Raw genomic sequence first — 17285 nt, 5'->3', positions numbered from 1 at the left:
GCGTCGCGTCCACCGGCCCATTCCACGAGGCCCGGACGTCAGGCACCCGGACCGGACGGCCGGGCGCGCTGTCGACAGGTGTTCGGACTGAACAGGCGTGCGCAAAAGGGCATGAACGCACGCGAGTACACCGTTGCGGGACAGTTCCGGATTCGCGCCGGATTCCCCTGTGGCGACAGCGAGCATGAGCATACATCTAGTGCCGGGGCGCGGTGTCACCCCCACATGTTGTGTCGCATTCGGCTTCGCAGGGTGTCAGAGCGTCAACTCACAGGTGACCGGTGTGACGTCGGGGACGTCGGGGAGAGGGTTCCGCTCGAGGGCGTCGGATCGGGTCGCCCGGTCGGATCCGGGCCTTTCGTCGCCCGGCCGGATCCGGCCCTGTCGTGGAGGAGGCCAGCCGGTCAGTCCGTGGCCGGCCAACGGGGCAGTGTCGCCACGAAGTCCTTGCTGAAGTCGCGGGTGCCCGGTCCCAGGGCGACGCGGCCGGTGGCGCGCAGCCGGGCGGTCAGGGCGGGGGACTCCGAGTAGTGGACGCGCGGGGCGGTGGTCGGCACGAACACGGTCTGGCCCCGCGTGAGTTCGCTCGCGCATTCGACGATGACGGCACCCTCGGCGGCCGTCACGAATGCCTCGTCCCCGCAGACCCCCACGGCCAGGGGGTCGTGCAGCGGGCAGGTGCCGTCCCCGCCGTGGCGGCTGTAGGCGTCCATGTACGTGCGCATCAGCCGGGCGGCGAGGGCCGTGCCCGGACCCGCGGCCTCCAGGGCGGCCAGGTCGGCGGGGCGGAACAGCCAGCGGTGCGAGGCGTCCAGGTCGACCATGGTGAACGGGATGCCGGAGGAGAGCACGACCTCGGCCGCGTCGGGGTCGGCCCAGATGTTGAACTCGGCGACGGGCGTGATGTTCCCGGGCACCTGGGCGGCGCCGCCCATGAACACGAACCTGCCGACGCGGCGGGCGAAGCCGGGGTCCTCCAGCAGGGCGACGGCGACGTTGGTGAGGGGGCCGGTGGCGCAGACGGTCAGCTCGCCCTCGTACTCCCGGGAGAGGCGGAGCAGGGCCTGTGCGGAGGACTCCGTCGGGTGCGGGGCCGTGGAGTCGGGCAGGGTCTCGTTGCCGAGGCCCGCCCGGCCGTGGAAGGCGGAGGCCTCGCGGTAGGGGAGGCGGGAGAGGGGGCGGCCGGCGCCCCGGTGCACGGGGGTGTCGCCGTCGATACGGAGGGCTCGGGAGAGGGCCCGGGCGTTGGCGTAGGTCGCCTCGGCGGGGAGGTTGCCGCCCACCGAGGTGTAGGCCTTGAGGTCCCAGAGGTCCGTGCCCAGGAGGTACTGCAGGGCTACGGCGTCGTCGATACCGGGGTCGCTGTCCAGGACGATCGGTGCGCGAGCGGTCACCTGGTCAGGGTAGCCGGGTGTTTCTCGCCCCCGCCGCCCCTTCCCGTCCCGTCCTCCAAGGGCTCCGCCCCTTCGACCCCGGGCCGGTGCGTCGGTGGGGTGCGGGTGGCTGGGGGTCTCGCGCAGTTCCCCGCGCCCTGAAAAGCCAGCCCCCCGCGGGCTTGAAGGACCTGGTTCTGCGGGCCTGGAAGGAAAGGCTGCTGCGGGTGGCTCCCCGGCCCCGGATGCGGCGGCGGGGGTGCTGCGGACCCCCGCCGCTCTGAGAACCGTGGTCGTCAGTGGCCGGCTCCCGCTGTCGCCGGGGGGAGTTCCACCTGGACGCCCGCGTCGCCGGCGTCCGCCGTGTAGTCCTCCGGGCTGGTCTCGTCGATGCCGTCGGGGGCGTTGAAGGCCCGCAGGGCGAAGGTGAGGACCACCGTGACCACCACGTTGAGGACGAAGGCGGTGAGGCCGATGTAGCCGATCTCGCCGATGCCGGGGATCTCCGCGGAGGAGCCGCCGAAGTGCTTCTGCGTGGGGGAGGCCACGCCGTACGCGGCGACCGTCCCGTACAGCATGCCGACGGCCCAGCCCGCGAGGAGGGCCCAGCGGTGGCACCAGCGGGTGAACAGGCCGCCGACGAGCGCCGGGAAGGTCTGGAGGATCCAGATGCCGCCCAGCAGCTGGAAGTTGATGGCCACCGTCTTGTCCATGGTGAGGACGAAGGCCAGGGCACCCACCTTCACCAGCAGGGACACCAGCTTGGAGACCTTGGTCTCCTGTGCGGGAGTGGCGTCCGGCTTGATGAAGTCCTTGTAGATGTTGCGGGTGAAGAGGTTCGCGGCCGCGATGGACATGATCGCCGCGGGGACCAGCGCGCCGATGCCGATGGCGGCGAAGGCCACGCCCGCGAACCAGTCGGGGAACATCGTCTCGAACAGCTGCGGGATCGCCAGTTGGCCGTTCTGCACCTGGACGCCGGCCGCGATCGCCATGAAGCCCAGCAGGGCGAGCAGGCCCAGCATCAGCGAGTACAGCGGCAGGATCGTCGTGTTGCGGCGGATGACCTCGCGGCTCCTGGACGACAGCGTCGCCGTGATCGAGTGCGGGTACATGAACAGCGCCAGCGCCGAGCCGAGGGCCAGCGTCGCGTACGTCCACTGGTTGGCGTCACCGGGGACGAGGGCCCCGCGCGGCTTGTCCGTCGCCGGGTTGGTCTGGCTGTACGCCTCGCCCGCCTTGGCGAAGATGTCGTCGAAGCCGCCCAGCTTGATCGGGATGTAGATGATCGCCACCGCGATGACGATATAGATCAGCGTGTCCTTCACGAACGCGATCAGCGCGGGCGCCCGGAGGCCGGAGGAGTAGGTGTAGGCGGCCAGGACGCCGAACGCGATCAGCAGCGGCAGGTCCTTGATGAACCAGTTCGTGTTCTCGCCGCCGCCCACGCCCATCACGTCCAGTACGGCCTGGATGCCGACCAGTTGCAGGGCGATGTACGGCATCGTCGCCAGGATGCCGGTGAGGGCGACCGCCAGCGACAGTCCCTTGGAGCCGAACCGGCCGCGCACGAAGTCCGAGGTCGTCACATAGCCGTGCTTGTGCGAGACCGACCACAGGCGCGGCAGGAACGTGAAGATCAGCGGGTAGACCAGGATCGTGTACGGCACGGCGAAGAACCCGGCCGCGCCCGCCGCGTAGATCGCCGCGGGGACGGCGACGAAGGTGTACGCCGTGTAGAGGTCGCCGCCCAGCAGGAACCAGGTGACCCAGGTGCCGAACGAGCGGCCGCCGAGGCCCCACTCGTCGAGGCTGTGCTCGTTCTCGGCCTTGCGCCAGCGCGCGGCCAGGAAGCCCATGACCGTGACGGCCAGGAAGAAGAAGATGAAGACGGCGAGTGCCACGCCGTTCACGCCGTCCTTCACTTCGCGACACCCCCGCCCCGCGACTCGGACCTGCGGGCCCGCTGGTCACGCTGCCACAGGACGTACGCGGTGGCGGTGAGCGCGGTGGAGAGGAGCACCCAGGCCATCTGGTACCAGTAGAAGAACGGGATACCGATGAACGTCGGGTCCGTCTTCGCGTACGAGCCGACCCAGAGCATCGCCACGAACGGGGCGAGCAGGCACAGGGCGATGACGACTCTGACAGGTGTCACCACCGGTGGTCCCACTTCAGACGCTTCTGACATGTCCCGGTTCCGTCCCCTCACTGGTACGCCATGGATCGCCGCTGATCACGTGCTCGACGCGCAGGAAATCTAAGGGACGGGTTCCGTCGCTTGGAACCCCCTGTCCGGATATCGGATGCGGAGGTTGTGTGTTCAGCGGCCGCCCAACTCCTGACAGGGGTCCGCTTCCTGGCGATCCGTCCGGGGACGCCCGTACTCCCGCGGCGCACGACAGCGCCGGGCCGGGGCCGTGCCCGCGCATACGCACAGCGGGGCCTCCCGTGTCGGTGCGGCGACGCAAGGACCGTAGAACAGGAGCGGCGGTCGCGCCACACCGCGTGCCCCGCCTGTGACGCCCGGCGCCGGGGCCCCGGGCGGCCGCTGTCGCGGGCGCCGCGCGCGGATCAGTCCTGCGGGCGCTTGAGCCGTGCCACGAACTTGTACCGGTCGCCCCGGTACACCGACCGCACCCACTCCACCGGCTGCCCCTCCTGGTCCAGCGAGTGCCGGGACAGCATCAGCATCGGCAGGCCCACGTCCGTGCCCAGCAGGCCGGCCTCGCGCGGGGTGGCCAGCGAGGTCTCGATGGTCTCCTCGGCCTCGGCGAGCCGGACGTCGTACACCTCGGCCAGCGCGGTGTAGAGGGAGGTGTACTTGACCAGGGACCTGCGCAGGGCCGGAAAGCGCTTGGCGCTCAGATGGGTCGTCTCGATCGCCATCGGCTCGCCGTTGGCCATCCGCAGGCGCTCGATGCGCAGGACCCGGCCGCCGGCGGTGATGTCGAGCTGTCCCGCGAGCGTGTCGTCGGCGGTGATGTAGCCGATGTCGAGCAGCTGGGAGGTGGGTTCGAGCCCCTGGGCGCGCATGTCCTCGGTGTACGAGGTGAGTTGCAGCGCCTGGGAGACCTTGGGCTTGGCCACGAACGTGCCCTTGCCCTGGATGCGCTCCAGCCGCCCCTCGACCACCAGTTCCTGGAGCGCCTGCCGCACGGTGGTGCGCGAGGTGTCGAACTCGGCGGCGAGGGTGCGCTCCGGCGGTACCGGCGTGCCGGGCGGAAGCGTCTCGGTCATGTCGAGCAGGTGCTTCTTCAGGCGGTAGTACTTGGGCACGCGCGCGGTACGGACGGTCGCGCCGTTCTCGTTCTCCGCACTGCTGACGTCGGTGCTCATGCTCCGCCTTCCCGGCTCCTCGTGGCGTGATCCCTCTGTATACCCCTGCGGGCTCCGCTGGTCTAGTCCACGAAGGGGTCCGTGCTGGTCCCCTCCGTGGCGGTGCAGTGGTCTACCCGAAGAGTGTGACCCAAGCAGCCCTGTTTTCGCTGGCTCATTACATAAAGGTTCCTGCATATGTAGGTCGCATAACGGCTGGTGAGAGGGGGTTCGAGCACTCTTGACACGGCGAATGGTCTGAGCCAAGCTCCGCCTACTGGTCTACACCATTGGTCCAGGTCCTGGCCCCAGGGGCGGTACGTCCTGTCACCGAGGGGAGCAGGGGGGTTTGTGGCATCCCCGAGCAATGGCATCCCTGAGGAGGGTGGCGTGAAGAGGAAGCTGACGACCGCGATCTGTGTCGCGGGCATGATGGTCTCCATCGCGGCGTGCGGGGGCGGCGAGGACAAGAGTTCGGACACGGGGGCGGACACCAAGGAGCTGACGGTCTGGCTCACGGTCGACGCGCAGAACAACTGGCCCGAGCTGGTCAAGGCCGCCGACGCGGCGATCGAGAAGAAGCACCCCGGCATCACCATCACCCACGAGTACTACGGCTGGCCCGACAAGAACGCCAAGCTCGACGCCGTCCTCGCCACCGACAAGGCCCCCGACGTGGTCGAGATGGGCAACACGGAGATGCTCGCCTACATGGTCAAGGGTGCCTTCGCCCCCCTCGACGCGGCGAAGTTCGACAACTCGGGCGCCTGGCTGGACGGCCTCAAGGCCTCCGTCACCTACGAGGGCAAGACCTACGGCGTGCCGTACTACGCCGGTGGCCGCGTCGCCAACTGGCGCAAGGGCGTCTTCGCCGCCGCGGGCGTGAAGTCCCCGCCGAAGACGTACGCCGAACTCACCGCCGCCCTCGACAAGGTGCAGAAGAAGCAGGGCGACAAGTTCAGCGCCTGGTACCAGCCCACCCGTGACTGGTACGCGGCCATGTCCTTCGTCTACGACGCCGGCGGCTCGATAGCCGTGGAGTCCGGCGGCACGTGGAAGGCCAGCCTCTCCTCGCCCGAGTCCGTCAAGGGGCTCACCGAGTTCAAGAACGTCGTCGACTCGTACATGCACGGCGACAAGACCAAGGACGAGTCCGACCGGTACATCGTCTACGGCCAGGGCAAGTCCGGCATGATCTTCGCCCCCGCCTGGGAGGGCGCGACCGCCGCGGCCAAGGAGAACGACAAGACCGGCAAGCTCGCGGGCAACGTCGAGAACTTCGTGATGCCCGGCCCGTCCGGCAAGAACCTCCCCGTCTTCCTCGGCGGCAGTGACCTCGCCGTCCCGGTGAAGTCCGACGCGCAGACGGTCGCCGCCGAGTGGATCAACGCCTTCACCGGCCCCTCCGGCCAGAAGGGCCTGATGGAGAAGGGCAACCTGCCCAACAACAAGACCGACCTCGCCACCCTGAAGGACGACCCGGCGACGGCGGTCCCGGCCACCGCGGCCGAGTCCAACTGGTTCGTCCCGATGGCTCCCGGCTGGGGCCAGGTCGAGAAGGCCCAGATCCTGCAGACGATGCTGCAGTCCATCGGCACCGGCAAGAAGTCGGTCGAGGAGGCCGCGAAGGCGGCGGACGCCGAGATCGACAAGGTCATCAACAACGAGTGACGGTGACCCGCCGTTCGGGTCCGGCCGCGACGGCCGGGCCCGACGGGGGTGCCGCATCGGATCCACCGATGGGCGCCCCGGGTCCGGCCGGTGAGTGCCCCAGGGCCTGCCGGTGGGCGATTGACGAAAGTGCCGCGATGAGGTGTCGGGTTCGGTACCGGTGCGTCGTGGCTGGTCGCGCAGTTACCCGCGCCCCCTCCGGGGCGTTCGCTGCCGGCCCCTCCTTCATCTGCTTAGGAGTGCGCGATGAGTGCCGCAGACACGACAGCCCCCGCGAAGGTGCCGCCCGCGCGGCCGGGGCCACCGCCACCGCCGGCGGCACCGGAACGGCCGACCCGGAAACGGACCTCGGGCGCAGCCGCCGTCCCCTGGGCCCTCCTCGCCCCCTGTCTGCTGATCCTCGCCGTCGTCCTCGGCTACCCGCTCGTCCGTCTCGTCACCCTGTCCTTCCAGGAGTTCGGCCAGTCCCAGCTCTGGGGCTTCAAGCCGGCGGAGTCGGTCGGCCTCGACAACTTCGCCGAGGTGCTGGGCGACGGCGAGTTCTGGACGGTCGTCGTCCGGACCATCCTCTTCGCCACCGCCTGCGTCGTCTTCACGATGGTCATCGGCATGGCGGTCGCCCTGCTGCTCCAGCGGGTCTCCGGCTGGGTGAGGACGCTCGTCAACATCGCGCTCGTGGCGAGCTGGGGCATGCCGATCATCGTCGCCACCACCGTCTTCAAGTGGCTGTTCGACTCGGACTACGGCATCCTCAACGCGCTGCTCAGCAAGCTCCCCGGCGTCGACATGATCGGCCACAACTGGTTCGCCAGCGGCCCCGAGGGCCTGGCCGTCATCACGCTCCTCGTGGTGTGGGGCGCGGTGCCGTTCGTCGTCATCACCCTCAGCGCCGGACTCACCCAGGTCCCCAAGGAACTGGAGGAGGCCGCCCGCCTCGACGGTGCCGGCGCGTGGGGCGTGTTCCGCTACGTCACGCTCCCCATCCTCAAGCCGATCATCGTGATGCTCACGACCCTCTCCGTCATCTGGGACATGGGCGTCTTCCCCCAGGTCTTCGTCATGCGCAACGGCCATCCGGAAGCCGAGTTCCAGCTGCTCACCACCTACTCGTACGACAAGGCGTTCGTGGTCAACGACTACGCGCAGGGCTCGGCGATCGCCCTGCTGACCGTGCTGCTGCTGCTCGGCGTGATCGGTGTGTACATGCGTCAGATGCTGAAGATCGGAGAGGTCGAATGAGTACTGCCACTGTCTCCGGTCCCCGGAGGTCCAAGCTCGGCTGGAACCTCCTCGGCCTGTTCGTCTTCGTCACCGCGGGCTTCCCCGTCTACTGGATGCTCAACACGGCGTTCAAGCCCGCCAAGGACGCGATCGACCCCGACCCCGGTCTGCTGCCGACGTCGGTCACCTTCGCCAACTTCGGCCGGGCGCTGGACATCGCGGACTTCTGGGGTCCGGTCGGCCGCAGCCTCGTCGTCTCCCTCACGGTCGTCGTGATCGGCATCGTCGTCGGCATGCTGGCCGCCCTCGCCATCTCACGTTTCGCCTTCCGCGGCCGGAAAGTGGTCATCGTCGGCATCCTGGCCGTGCAGATGGTCCCGCTCGTCGCGATGATCATCCCGGTCTTCCTGCTCCTCAACGACCTCGGCCAGTACGACCGCCTCAGCGGCCTGGTCCTGACCTACCTGACCTTCATCCTCCCGTTCACCGTCTGGACCCTGCGCGGCTTCATCGTCAACATCCCGCGCGAACTGGAGGAGGCGGCCATGGTCGACGGCTGTTCCCGCACCACCGCCTTCCTCCGCGTGGTGTTCCCGCTGCTCGCGCCGGGCATGGTGGCGACCTCGGTCTACGGCTTCATCCAGGCGTGGAACGAGTACCTCTACGCCCTGATGCTGATGAGCCAGCAGAACCAGACCGCGACCGTCTGGCTCGGCAACTTCACCACCAAGCACGGCACCGAATACGCCCCGATGATGGCCGGCTCCACCCTGATGGCCGTGCCGATCGTGGTCCTCTTCCTCCTCGTCCAGCGCAAGATGGCCGCGGGCCTCACCGCGGGCGCCGTGAAGGGATAACCCACCCTGATGTCACCGACGACATTCGCCACCGGCTCGCCCGGCTCGCACTCCGGACAGGACGGCCTCGCGCGGGACGCGCTGACGGTTCTGCAGCCCGGCTTCACGGGCACCACCGCTCCCGACTGGCTGCTGCGGCGCCTCGGCGAGGGTCTCGCCTCCGTCGGCCTCTTCGGCCGCAACATCGCCTCGCCCGGACAGCTGGCCGCGCTCACCGCTCAGTTGCGTGCCGAGCGCGCGGACGTCCTGGTCGCGATCGACGAGGAGGGCGGTGACGTCACCCGCCTGGAGGTGCGCACCGGCTCCTCCTTCCCGGGCAACCACGCCCTGGGCGCGGTCGACGACGTGGCCCTGACCCGGGACGTCGCCTTCGCCCTGGGGCGCCGACTGGCCGAGTGCGGCGTCAACCTCAACTGGGCCCCCTCGGCCGACGTGAACGCCAACCCGTCCAACCCGGTCATCGGGGTCCGCTCCTTCGGCGCCGACCCCGACCTGGTCGCCCGCCACACGGCCGCCTACGTCACCGGGCTCCAGGACGCGGGCGTCGCCGCCTGCACCAAGCACTTCCCCGGCCACGGCGACACCGCCGTCGACTCCCACCACTTCCTGCCCCGCATCGACGCGGACCGCGCGCTCCTCGACTCCCGGGACCTGGCCCCCTTCCGTGCCGCCATCGTCGCCGGTTCGCGCGCGGTGATGAGCGCCCACATCCTGGTCCCGGCGCTGGACCCCGACCTCCCGGCGACGCTCTCCCGCGGCATCCTCACCGACCTCCTGCGCGGCGACCTCGGCTACGACGGCCTCATCGTCACCGACGGCATGGAGATGCGGGCCATCGCGGCCACCCACGGCATCGAACGCGGCAGCGTCCTCGCCCTGGCCGCGGGCGCCGACGCCATCTGCGTCGGCGGTGGCCTCGCCGACGAGGAGACCGTTCTCCGCCTGCGCGACGCCCTCGTCACGGCCGTCCGCGACGGCGACCTCGCGGAGGACCGTCTGGCGGACGCGGCGCGGCGGGTCCGGGCACTGGCGACCTGGACCCGGTCGGCGGCCGGGGGAGCGGACGGCGGCGGCATCCAGCGCGAGGCCCCCGGCGGGACCGAGGGCGCCGACGCGGGCATCGGTCTCGTGGCCGCTCGCCGCGCCCTGACGATCACCCGCGCGCAGTCCTACGAGCCACCCACCCAGCCCCTCTACGTCGCGGCCTTCGCCCCGGTGGCGAACATCGCCGTGGGCGACGAGACCCCCTGGGGTGTCGGCGCGGAACTGGCCCGCCTCCTCCCCGGCACCGAGACGGGCACCTTCGCCGGCGACAGCGCCGGCGCCTCGGCCCTGTCGGTCGCGGGCACCCGCCGTGTGGTCGCCGTCGTGCGCGACGAACACCGCCACCCGTGGATGACCGCGGCACTCGACCTGCTCCTTGGCACCCGCCCGGACACGATCGTCGTGGAGATGGGCATCCCCCAGGCCCCGCCCCGAGGCGCCCTCCACATCGCGACCCACGGCGCGGCGAGGGTCTGCGGAAGGGCGGCGGCGGAGGTCATCGCGGGCGTCCGCTGACGGCCGACGTCCGCCCTGGGCGGGAGCGCGCCGGAGGCCGCCGCCCGCTGGGGGCCGGAGCGCGCCCAAGCGCGGGGACGGTGAGGTGCGGGCGCCCGGCCACGGGCCCCGCGCAGCCGCCGGTACGGCATCGGCCCGCCCCCGCACCCCGGGCGGTCTCCCCTCGCCCGGCGCCCCGAAAGAAGCTCCCCACACGCAAAGGCGCCACGGCCCCCGATCACCGGCCGTGGCGCCCACCCGTACCCTCGTCGCCCTAGGGCCCTTCTGACGGATCTCCGCGGCGTCGCGACGCCCGGCACGCCCTCTCCCCGCACCGGGCGAAAGCCCACGTACGTCCAGTACGAGGTCTTCCGTCCGGCACGCCGAGAGCACGCACCGAACGCCGCTCCTTCTCCCACGGAGATCCGTCAGAAGGGCCCTAGATCCCCTGCCAGTCGGGCTTGTTGCCGAACGTGTACCGGAAGTAGTCCGCCAGCTTCAGCTTCGACGCGGCGCCCTCGTCCACCACGACGGTCGCGTGGCGATGGAGCTGCAGCGCCGAGGCCGGGCAGACCGCCGCCACCGGCCCCTCCACGGTCGCCGCGACGGCGTCGGCCTTGCCCTCGCCCGTGGCGAGCAGCACCAGGTGCCGCGCCTCCAGGATCGTGCCGATGCCCTGGGTGATGACATGGTGCGGCACCTGCTCGATGTCGCCGTCGAAGAACCGCGCGTTGTCGATCCGGGTCTGCTCGGTGAGCGTCTTGATCCGCGTCCGGGAGGCGAGCGACGAGCACGGCTCGTTGAACCCGATGTGCCCGTCCGTCCCGATACCGAGCAGTTGAAGATCCACACCCCCGGCCTCGGCCAGCGCCCTGTCGTACGCCTCGCAGGCCCCCACCACGTCCTCGGCGGTCCCGTCGGGCCCCATGAACGCCTCCAGGCCCAGTCCCAGCGGCTCCAGCACCTCCCGTCGCAGCACCGAGCGGTACGACTCGGGGTGCTCGGCCGGCAGCCCGACGTATTCGTCGAGCTGGGCGACCCGCGCGCGTGAGGCGTCCACGGCACCGGAGCGCACCTTGCGCGTGAGCGCGGTGTAGATGGGCAGCGGAGTCGAACCCGTGGCCACCCCGAGCAGCGCCTCGGGCTTCCGCCGGAGCAGCTGCGCCATCGCCTCGGCTATGAGTTCGCCACCCGCCTTGGCATCCGGAACGATGACAACTTCCACGCTGGGCCTGCCGATCTGGAAAGAAGGACTCAGGAACTCCCGGCCCGGAGCGGGGTCGGGCACCTCTCATGTGGTGTAGACCAATCTAGCAGGGGCGGCCCCCGCTCCCACAGGGGCGAGCGGGGAGGCGCGGGTCACCCCGGCCCTCCCGGGTTCCCGCCCGCCGCCGGGCCGAAGCGGGCTACTCTGCGTGTGGCGCGTCGGCGGACGGGCGGACAAGGGAACAACAACAAACATCCGCCAACGCATGGACACACGCAGTGGTCTAGTCAACAATGCGTGGTAGGGCGTGTGATCGATCAGCGGCCCCCGGCCGTCGGCGATCGCACACGAACGAAGAACAAGCCTCCGTCTTCCCCGCACAGGAAGGCGGACCGAGGACCCGGCGCTCTCTGCCCTGACTGCTCCGGATCCTCGCCTTCGGCCGACCGGGACCGCACACCCCACGGCCGATGTTGCTCCGGGCTGCGGTGCCGGGAGGGTTGAGGGTCCCTCTCAGGCGCCGCGGCCCGCGGGTGTTTCCGGGCGCGGTGACAGCCGGTTCCGGAGCGCGTACCGGCCACACCCACCACTGTTTCCGGTCATGTTCGCCGCCCCAGGTACGCTCGCACACGTGCCCTCCATGAACGAACTCGTCCGCCAGCACACCGCTCTCAGCGACTCCGACCTGGAGTGGTTGCATCTGCTGGTGTCGGAGTGGCAGCTGCTGTCCGACCTCTCCTTCGCCGACCTGGTCCTCTGGGTGCCCACGCGCGACGGCACCCGCTATGTCTCCGTGGCCCAGATGCGCCCCAACACCGGCCCCACCTCCTACCAGGACGACATGGTCGGCCACCTGGTCCCCCGGGGCCGCCGCCCCCTGCTGGACGCCGCCCACGACGAGGGCCGCATCGTCCGCGAGGGCGACCCCGAGTGGCGCGAGGAGGTGCCCGTACGGGTCGAGTCGATCCCCGTGCGCAGGGAGGGGCGGGTGCTCGGCGTCATCGCGCGCAACACCAACCTACTGACCGTGCGGACCCCCAGCCGGCTGGAGCTGACCTATCTCCAGAGCGCCTCCGACCTGGCCCAGATGATCGCCGCGGGCGCGTTCCCGTTCCCCGACCAGCAGGTCGACATGGACGCCTCACCGCGCGTCGGCGACGGCCTGATCAGGCTCGATGCCGACGGCATCGTCCAGTACGCCTCGCCCAACGCCCTCTCCGCGTACCACCGCCTGGGCCTCGCCGCCGACCTCGTCGGCTGCCATCTCGGGCGCACCACGGCCGAACTGGCCCCCTCCCGGGGCCCGGTGGACGAGGCGCTGGCCAAGGTGGCGAGCGGGTGGGCGCCGCGCGAGTTCGAGATCGAGTCCAGTGACGGTGTGATCCAGTTCCGGGCGATCCCGCTCAAGCCCAAAGGCCCGCGCATCGGTTCGCTGGTGCTGCTGCGGGACGTGACGGAACTGCGGCGGCGCGAGCGCGAGTTGATCACCAAGGACGCGACCATCCGGGAGATCCACCACCGGGTGAAGAACAATCTCCAGACGGTGGCCGCTCTGCTGCGCCTCCAGGCCCGGCGCATCGAGTCGGAGCGGGGCCGCGAGGCCCTCGAAGAGGCGGTGCGACGGGTCGGATCGATCGCGATCGTGCATGAGACGCTGTCCCAGAACCTGGACGAGCGGGTGGAGTTCGACGAGATCGCCGACCGGGTGCTCGCCATGGTCGCCGAGATCTCTCCGGGCAAGGTCGTCGGCCGGCGCACCGGACGCTTCGGCATCCTGGACGCGGAGGTGGCGACCCCGCTCTCGATGGTCCTCACCGAGATCCTGCAGAACGCCCTCGAACACGGTTTCCGTGAGGGCGACACCGGCACCGTCGAGGTCTCGGCCGTGCGCGGCGGCACCAGCAAGGAGACCCGTCTCCTCGTCACCGTTCAGGACGACGGCGTCGGTCTCCCCGAGGGCTTCGACCCGCACCGCTCGGGCAACCTGGGCCTGCAGATCGTACGGACGCTGGTCGAGGGCGAGTTGGGCGGCACGTTCGACATGGTCCCCGCCCCGGAACAGGGCACCCAGGTGATCCTCGACATCCCGGTGCGGGCCCAGAAGTAGCCGGCGTACGGCGGCCGTCGCGGTTCGGGTACCACGGACGTCGTACCGGAAACAGCACCGAGCCCCGGACCATCGTGTGGTCCGGGGCTCGGGCTCGTGGCTGGTTAAGCGCACCGGGGGCACTGCGCGCTGCGGCTCGGGGGCGGGAGAAGCGCACTCGCTGTGCGCGCCGCCAAGCTCAGGCTATTTGCTGGGTGGGATGTCAGGCGGATGCCTGACGGGCCCGGTTGCGGGCGGCGCGGCGCTTCATGGCGCGGCGCTCGTCCTCGCTGAGACCACCCCAGACGCCGGAGTCCTGGCCGGACTCAAGCGCCCACTGCAGACACTGCTCGATAACCGGGCAGCGACGGCAGACAGCCTTGGCTTCCTCGATCTGCAGCAGCGCAGGACCGGTGTTGCCGATGGGGAAGAAGAGCTCGGGGTCTTCCTCGCGGCAAACGGCGTTGTGACGCCAGTCCATGGCTGCTACCTCTCCTTGGTATTACTTGCACGTTGCTTGTGAATGTGAACGCTTTCACGAATCCCTCAACAAGTGAAGGGCCGATCACCAGACGGACTGGTGTGGTCCTGTGGATTGAGGAGGGGTTCTGGCGCTTGCTTGAGCCGGTGTTGCGGGCTGTCCCGAGCGCCACGTAGAGACTCGCAAACCTCAGCGGCGGATACAACCCCTTCCGGAAAGTTTTTTTTGATTCCTCGGTGTCGACTGTGTCACAGCCGTACTTCCATGGGGTGGACCCTGGCCTAAACGTTCGAGTGGAAGGACTTTTGCCCGTTCCGCTCACACAATCACACGCAGTGCACGGCGTACGCCTGTGAACGTCACGCTCGTTCGCAGTCCGAGGTGGTCGCCGTCCATCTGGAGGGGGAGGGGGGCCTTCGAATGCAAGGTGAAGTCGGTCAGATCGTGCAGGGTGGTGGCGTGCTTGCCACGGGGTCCGCGCTCGGGGGACGAAGTGAGCAACTGTGTGCCATATCGGGCGAGCGCGGGCGTCGACATGCGGCTCAGACCGAGCACGTCGAGGCCTTTATCGAACGAGGCCTTAGGCGACGCGTACACCGGGCGATTACCCAGAAACGTCCACGGGGACGTGTTGCAGACTATGGACAGCACAAGATCGGAAATCGGTTCCTGGCCCGCCCGCTCCACGGAGATCGTGCCGAGTCTGCGATGCGGCTCTTCCAGGAACTGCCGAAATGCCTGACGCAGGTAAAGGGCGTGTGTGGATTTCCGTCCGCGTTCCCGTTGTTGCTCGACCCGGCCGATCACGCCCGCGTCGAATCCGAAGCCGGCGCAGAAGGTGAACCAGCGGGACGGCACCGCCTCGTCCTCCGTGCCCGGGGTGCCCGAGGCCTGGCCCAGGCCGACCGTGCGCTCCCGGCTCTCGCGCAGGGCGTCGAGCAGGACGCCGGTCGCCTCCACGGCGTCGTTGGGCAGCCCCAGCGCCCGGGCGAAGACGTTGGTGGAGCCGCCGGGGACCACGGCGAGACGGGGGAGGCGGTCGGGATCGGGGCCGTGGTGGAGCAGTCCGTTGACGACCTCGTTGACCGTGCCGTCACCGCCGAGCGCCACGACCAGTTCGATGTCGCCCTTGCCCTCCGCGGCCTGCCGGGCGAGGTCCCGTGCGTGGCCCCGGTACTCGGTGGTGACCGCCTCCAGCTTCATCTCGCTGGCGAGGGCGTGGATCAGGACATCGCGCGTACGTGCGCTTGTGGTGGTTGCCGCCGGATTGACCACGAGAAGTGCACGCATGGGTTGCAGCGTACCTACTGGGTGGTACCCGGCCCATACCGAGGTGCGGATCAAGGGGGAGATCCGGTAGTGACGATGAGCACGTGGGGGCGCGTGACGGGGGCAGGGCTACCCTTCACGGGTGAGCCCTGAGCAGACCTCCACACCGGACACCTCCGACGCCGAGCCCCGCCCCGGGCGGCTGACCGCCGCGGCGGCGCTGGCCGTGCTGGAAGGGGTCGCCCTGCTGGCGGGCGGCGGGGCGATGTTCGTCCTGGGCCTCAGCGGCGACTCCGACGACCTGGCCACCGGCGTCACCGGAGGGATCACCCTCGTCGCTCTGGCCCTGCTGCCGCTGATCGCCGCGCGCGGGCTGCTGCTGCGCCGGAGCTGGAGCCGGGGGCCCGCCGTGATCACCCAGATCATGGCGCTTCCGGTGGCCTACAACCTGCTGCGCGCCGACAGTGTGGCGATCCCGGCCGGCATCGTCCTGGCCGTGGTCGCCGTCGCGGCGCTGGTCCTGCTGATCAATCCCGCTACGACCCAGGCCCTGGGGATCCAGGGGCCGGGCCGGGCGGAGGGGGCGAAGCGGTAACTCCCGACGGGACGCGGAAGCGGCCGGCTACTCCTCCACGAGCAGCTTCTCCCGAAGCTGCGCCAACGTCCTCGCCAGCAGCCGTGAGACGTGCATCTGCGAGATGCCGACCTCCTGGGCGATCTGCGACTGGGTCATGTTGCCGAAGAACCGCAGCAGCAGGATCCGCTTCTCGCGGGGCGGGAGGTCCTCCAGGAGCGGCTTGAGGGACTCCCGGTACTCGACGCCCTCCAGTGCCTCGTCCTCGGCGCCGAGGGTGTCCGCGACGGCCGGGGACTCGTCGTCGGTGTCGGGGACGTCCAGGGACAGCGTGGAGTACGCGTTGGCCGACTCCAGACCCTCCAGGACCTCCTCCTCCGAGATGGCCAGTTTCTCGGCCAGCTCGTGCACCGTCGGCGAGCGCCCGTGCTGCTGGGACAGCTCGGCCGTGGCCGTGGTCAGCGCGAGGCGCAGTTCCTGCAGCCGCCGCGGCACCCGCACCGCCCAGCCCTTGTCACGGAAGTGCCGCTTGATCTCGCCGACGACCGTCGGGGTCGCGTACGTGGAGAACTCCACGCCGCGGTCCGGGTCGAAGCGGTCCACCGACTTGATCAGACCGATGGTGGCGACCTGCGTCAGGTCGTCCAGCGGCTCCCCGCGATTGCGGAAGCGGCGCGCGAGGTGCTCCACGAGCGGCAGATGCATCCGGACGAGCCGGTTGCGCAGCTCCGCGTACTCGACACTGCCGTCCGGCAGGGCGCGCAGCTCGATGAACAGGGCTCGCGCCCCGCTGCGGTCCGTCGGGTCGTGCTGGGTACTGCGCACGGTCTGCGCGTTCCGCGCGGCCGCCTCGTCGTGTCGCTCGTGCTCGCTCATAGTCCCGCCCGCCGTCACCGTTCCCCCAGCTCCCGACCGTGATCGAGCGGGGGAGGCCCCAGTCCGCCCTCGCGAGGACGTGGTGATCCGCTGGGCACCCTGCGGATCCCGCTGCCCGTCGGAGGGCGCCTCGCGCTCCTCGCCGTCGGCCGGTCCCGTCCACCGAGACGCGCCGGCCGCCACCGAGGACTCGTCCTCCGGATGCGGTCTGGCCTGCTCGGGGATGCCGTCGACGCCGTCCGCCAGATGCGTCGGCCCGCTTCGGCCGCCGTCGTCCTCCGCGGGAAGTTCCCGTGTGCCGCGTTCTTCGTCCCGCACCGGCCCGTCCCCGTTCCTCACGCCGGCCCGGGTCCCGCGCCGCGCTGTTTGTAGAGGCTGATCGAAACGGTTTTGTCGTCGGCCACCGCGGAGGAGACCTTGCCCGCCAGGGCCGACAGAACGGTCCAGGCGAAGGTGTCGCGCGCGGGGGCGTGGCCGTCCGTGGTGGGGGCCGAGACCGTGACCTCCAGTGAATCGTCGACCAGACGGAAGACACAGCTGAGCACCGAGCCGGGCACGGCCTGCTGAAGCAGGATCGCGCAGGCCTCGTCGACCGCGATGCGCAAATCCTCGATCTCGTCGAGGGTGAAGTCCAAACGGGCCGCGAGGCCGGCCGTCGCCGTACGCAGCACCGACAGGTAGGCACCCGCGGCCGGCAGCCGGACTTCCACGAAGTCCTGGATCCCGGGCTCGCCTGCGATCTGGGACACCCTCACCTCCAAGGTGGTACAAGCTTTTACGGGGGCCGAGGGTCGCCCCCCGGGGGTAACGCGC

Annotated in this window: 15 protein-coding genes and 1 riboswitch; of the genes, 6 read left to right on the top strand and 9 right to left on the bottom strand. The window is 70.2% G+C overall.

What is annotated here, in order from left to right; translation table 11 throughout:
- Positions 1–77: 77 nt before the first annotated feature.
- A riboswitch (cobalamin riboswitch) is annotated at positions 78–167 on the bottom strand.
- 237 nt (positions 168–404) lie between these two features.
- The 4 genes from ACFU5F_RS02225 to ACFU5F_RS02210 all read right to left on the bottom strand — a co-directional run bounded on the left by ACFU5F_RS02225 (position 405) and on the right by ACFU5F_RS02210 (position 4712).
- Positions 405–1394: a nucleoside hydrolase gene (locus ACFU5F_RS02225; RefSeq protein ID WP_383880664.1), complete on the bottom strand. Its 990-nt coding sequence runs from the start codon at positions 1392–1394 to the stop codon at positions 405–407.
- A gap of 275 nt (positions 1395–1669) precedes the next feature.
- Positions 1670–3298, bottom strand: coding sequence for a monocarboxylate uptake permease MctP (gene mctP, locus ACFU5F_RS02220; protein WP_383880661.1), 1629 nt, complete (start codon positions 3296–3298; stop codon positions 1670–1672).
- Complete coding sequence (locus ACFU5F_RS02215; protein ID WP_383880658.1) at positions 3295–3564, bottom strand: DUF3311 domain-containing protein; 270 nt, start codon at positions 3562–3564, stop codon at positions 3295–3297. Before ACFU5F_RS02215 ends, mctP begins: the two co-directional genes overlap by 4 nt.
- A gap of 383 nt (positions 3565–3947) precedes the next feature.
- Positions 3948–4712: a GntR family transcriptional regulator gene (locus ACFU5F_RS02210; RefSeq protein ID WP_275456181.1), complete on the bottom strand. Its 765-nt coding sequence runs from the start codon at positions 4710–4712 to the stop codon at positions 3948–3950.
- A 369-nt stretch (positions 4713–5081) separates the two neighbouring features.
- Here ACFU5F_RS02210 and ACFU5F_RS02205 point away from each other — a divergent pair, with 369 nt between their 5' ends.
- The 4 genes from ACFU5F_RS02205 to ACFU5F_RS02190 all read left to right on the top strand — a co-directional run bounded on the left by ACFU5F_RS02205 (position 5082) and on the right by ACFU5F_RS02190 (position 10000).
- Positions 5082–6362, top strand: coding sequence for an extracellular solute-binding protein (locus ACFU5F_RS02205; protein WP_383880654.1), 1281 nt, complete (start codon positions 5082–5084; stop codon positions 6360–6362).
- A gap of 246 nt (positions 6363–6608) precedes the next feature.
- Positions 6609–7601, top strand: coding sequence for a carbohydrate ABC transporter permease (locus ACFU5F_RS02200; RefSeq protein ID WP_383880651.1), 993 nt, complete (start codon positions 6609–6611; stop codon positions 7599–7601).
- Complete coding sequence (locus ACFU5F_RS02195) at positions 7598–8440, top strand: carbohydrate ABC transporter permease (RefSeq protein WP_383880648.1); 843 nt, start codon at positions 7598–7600, stop codon at positions 8438–8440. The genes ACFU5F_RS02200 and ACFU5F_RS02195 overlap by 4 nt, the downstream gene beginning before the upstream one ends.
- A gap of 9 nt (positions 8441–8449) precedes the next feature.
- The gene (locus ACFU5F_RS02190) at positions 8450–10000 is read left to right on the top strand and encodes a glycoside hydrolase family 3 protein (RefSeq protein ID WP_383880646.1); all 1551 of its coding nucleotides are present in this window, start codon (positions 8450–8452) and stop codon (positions 9998–10000) included.
- Positions 10001–10418: 418 nt separating this feature from the next.
- Here the strand turns inward: ACFU5F_RS02190 and nagB are convergent, their stop codons facing one another.
- Positions 10419–11204 carry a glucosamine-6-phosphate deaminase gene (nagB, locus tag ACFU5F_RS02185; protein ID WP_383881030.1) on the bottom strand — a complete coding sequence of 262 codons (786 nt, stop codon included), beginning with the start codon at positions 11202–11204 and terminating at the stop codon, positions 10419–10421.
- 622 nt (positions 11205–11826) lie between these two features.
- Here nagB and ACFU5F_RS02180 point away from each other — a divergent pair.
- Entirely contained in the window at positions 11827–13293 is a 1467-nt protein-coding gene (locus ACFU5F_RS02180) for a PAS domain-containing sensor histidine kinase (protein WP_319362851.1), read from the top strand.
- A gap of 202 nt (positions 13294–13495) precedes the next feature.
- On the opposite strand, the gene ACFU5F_RS02175 is transcribed toward ACFU5F_RS02180, so the two are convergent.
- On the bottom strand, positions 13496–13753 hold the full coding sequence (locus ACFU5F_RS02175; protein WP_003992873.1) for a WhiB family transcriptional regulator: 258 nt from the start codon (positions 13751–13753) through the stop codon (positions 13496–13498).
- A gap of 318 nt (positions 13754–14071) precedes the next feature.
- Positions 14072–15043 carry a diacylglycerol/lipid kinase family protein gene (locus tag ACFU5F_RS02170; protein ID WP_383880643.1) on the bottom strand — a complete coding sequence of 324 codons (972 nt, stop codon included), beginning with the start codon at positions 15041–15043 and terminating at the stop codon, positions 14072–14074.
- 121 nt (positions 15044–15164) lie between these two features.
- Here ACFU5F_RS02170 and ACFU5F_RS02165 point away from each other — a divergent pair, with 121 nt between their 5' ends.
- The gene (locus ACFU5F_RS02165; RefSeq protein ID WP_383880640.1) at positions 15165–15617 is read left to right on the top strand and encodes a hypothetical protein; all 453 of its coding nucleotides are present in this window, start codon (positions 15165–15167) and stop codon (positions 15615–15617) included.
- A gap of 27 nt (positions 15618–15644) precedes the next feature.
- Here the strand turns inward: ACFU5F_RS02165 and ACFU5F_RS02160 are convergent, their stop codons facing one another.
- The gene (locus ACFU5F_RS02160; RefSeq protein ID WP_383880637.1) at positions 15645–16811 is read right to left on the bottom strand and encodes a SigB/SigF/SigG family RNA polymerase sigma factor; all 1167 of its coding nucleotides are present in this window, start codon (positions 16809–16811) and stop codon (positions 15645–15647) included.
- Complete coding sequence (locus ACFU5F_RS02155) at positions 16808–17221, bottom strand: hypothetical protein (RefSeq protein ID WP_005480408.1); 414 nt, start codon at positions 17219–17221, stop codon at positions 16808–16810. Before ACFU5F_RS02155 ends, ACFU5F_RS02160 begins: the two co-directional genes overlap by 4 nt.
- Positions 17222–17285 lie beyond the last annotated feature (64 nt).

It is taken from the genome of Streptomyces sp. NPDC057438, from assembly GCF_042802995.1.
In the GTDB taxonomy this organism is placed as follows: domain Bacteria; phylum Actinomycetota; class Actinomycetes; order Streptomycetales; family Streptomycetaceae; genus Streptomyces.
This window is presented reverse-complemented; position numbering and strand designations above follow the sequence as displayed.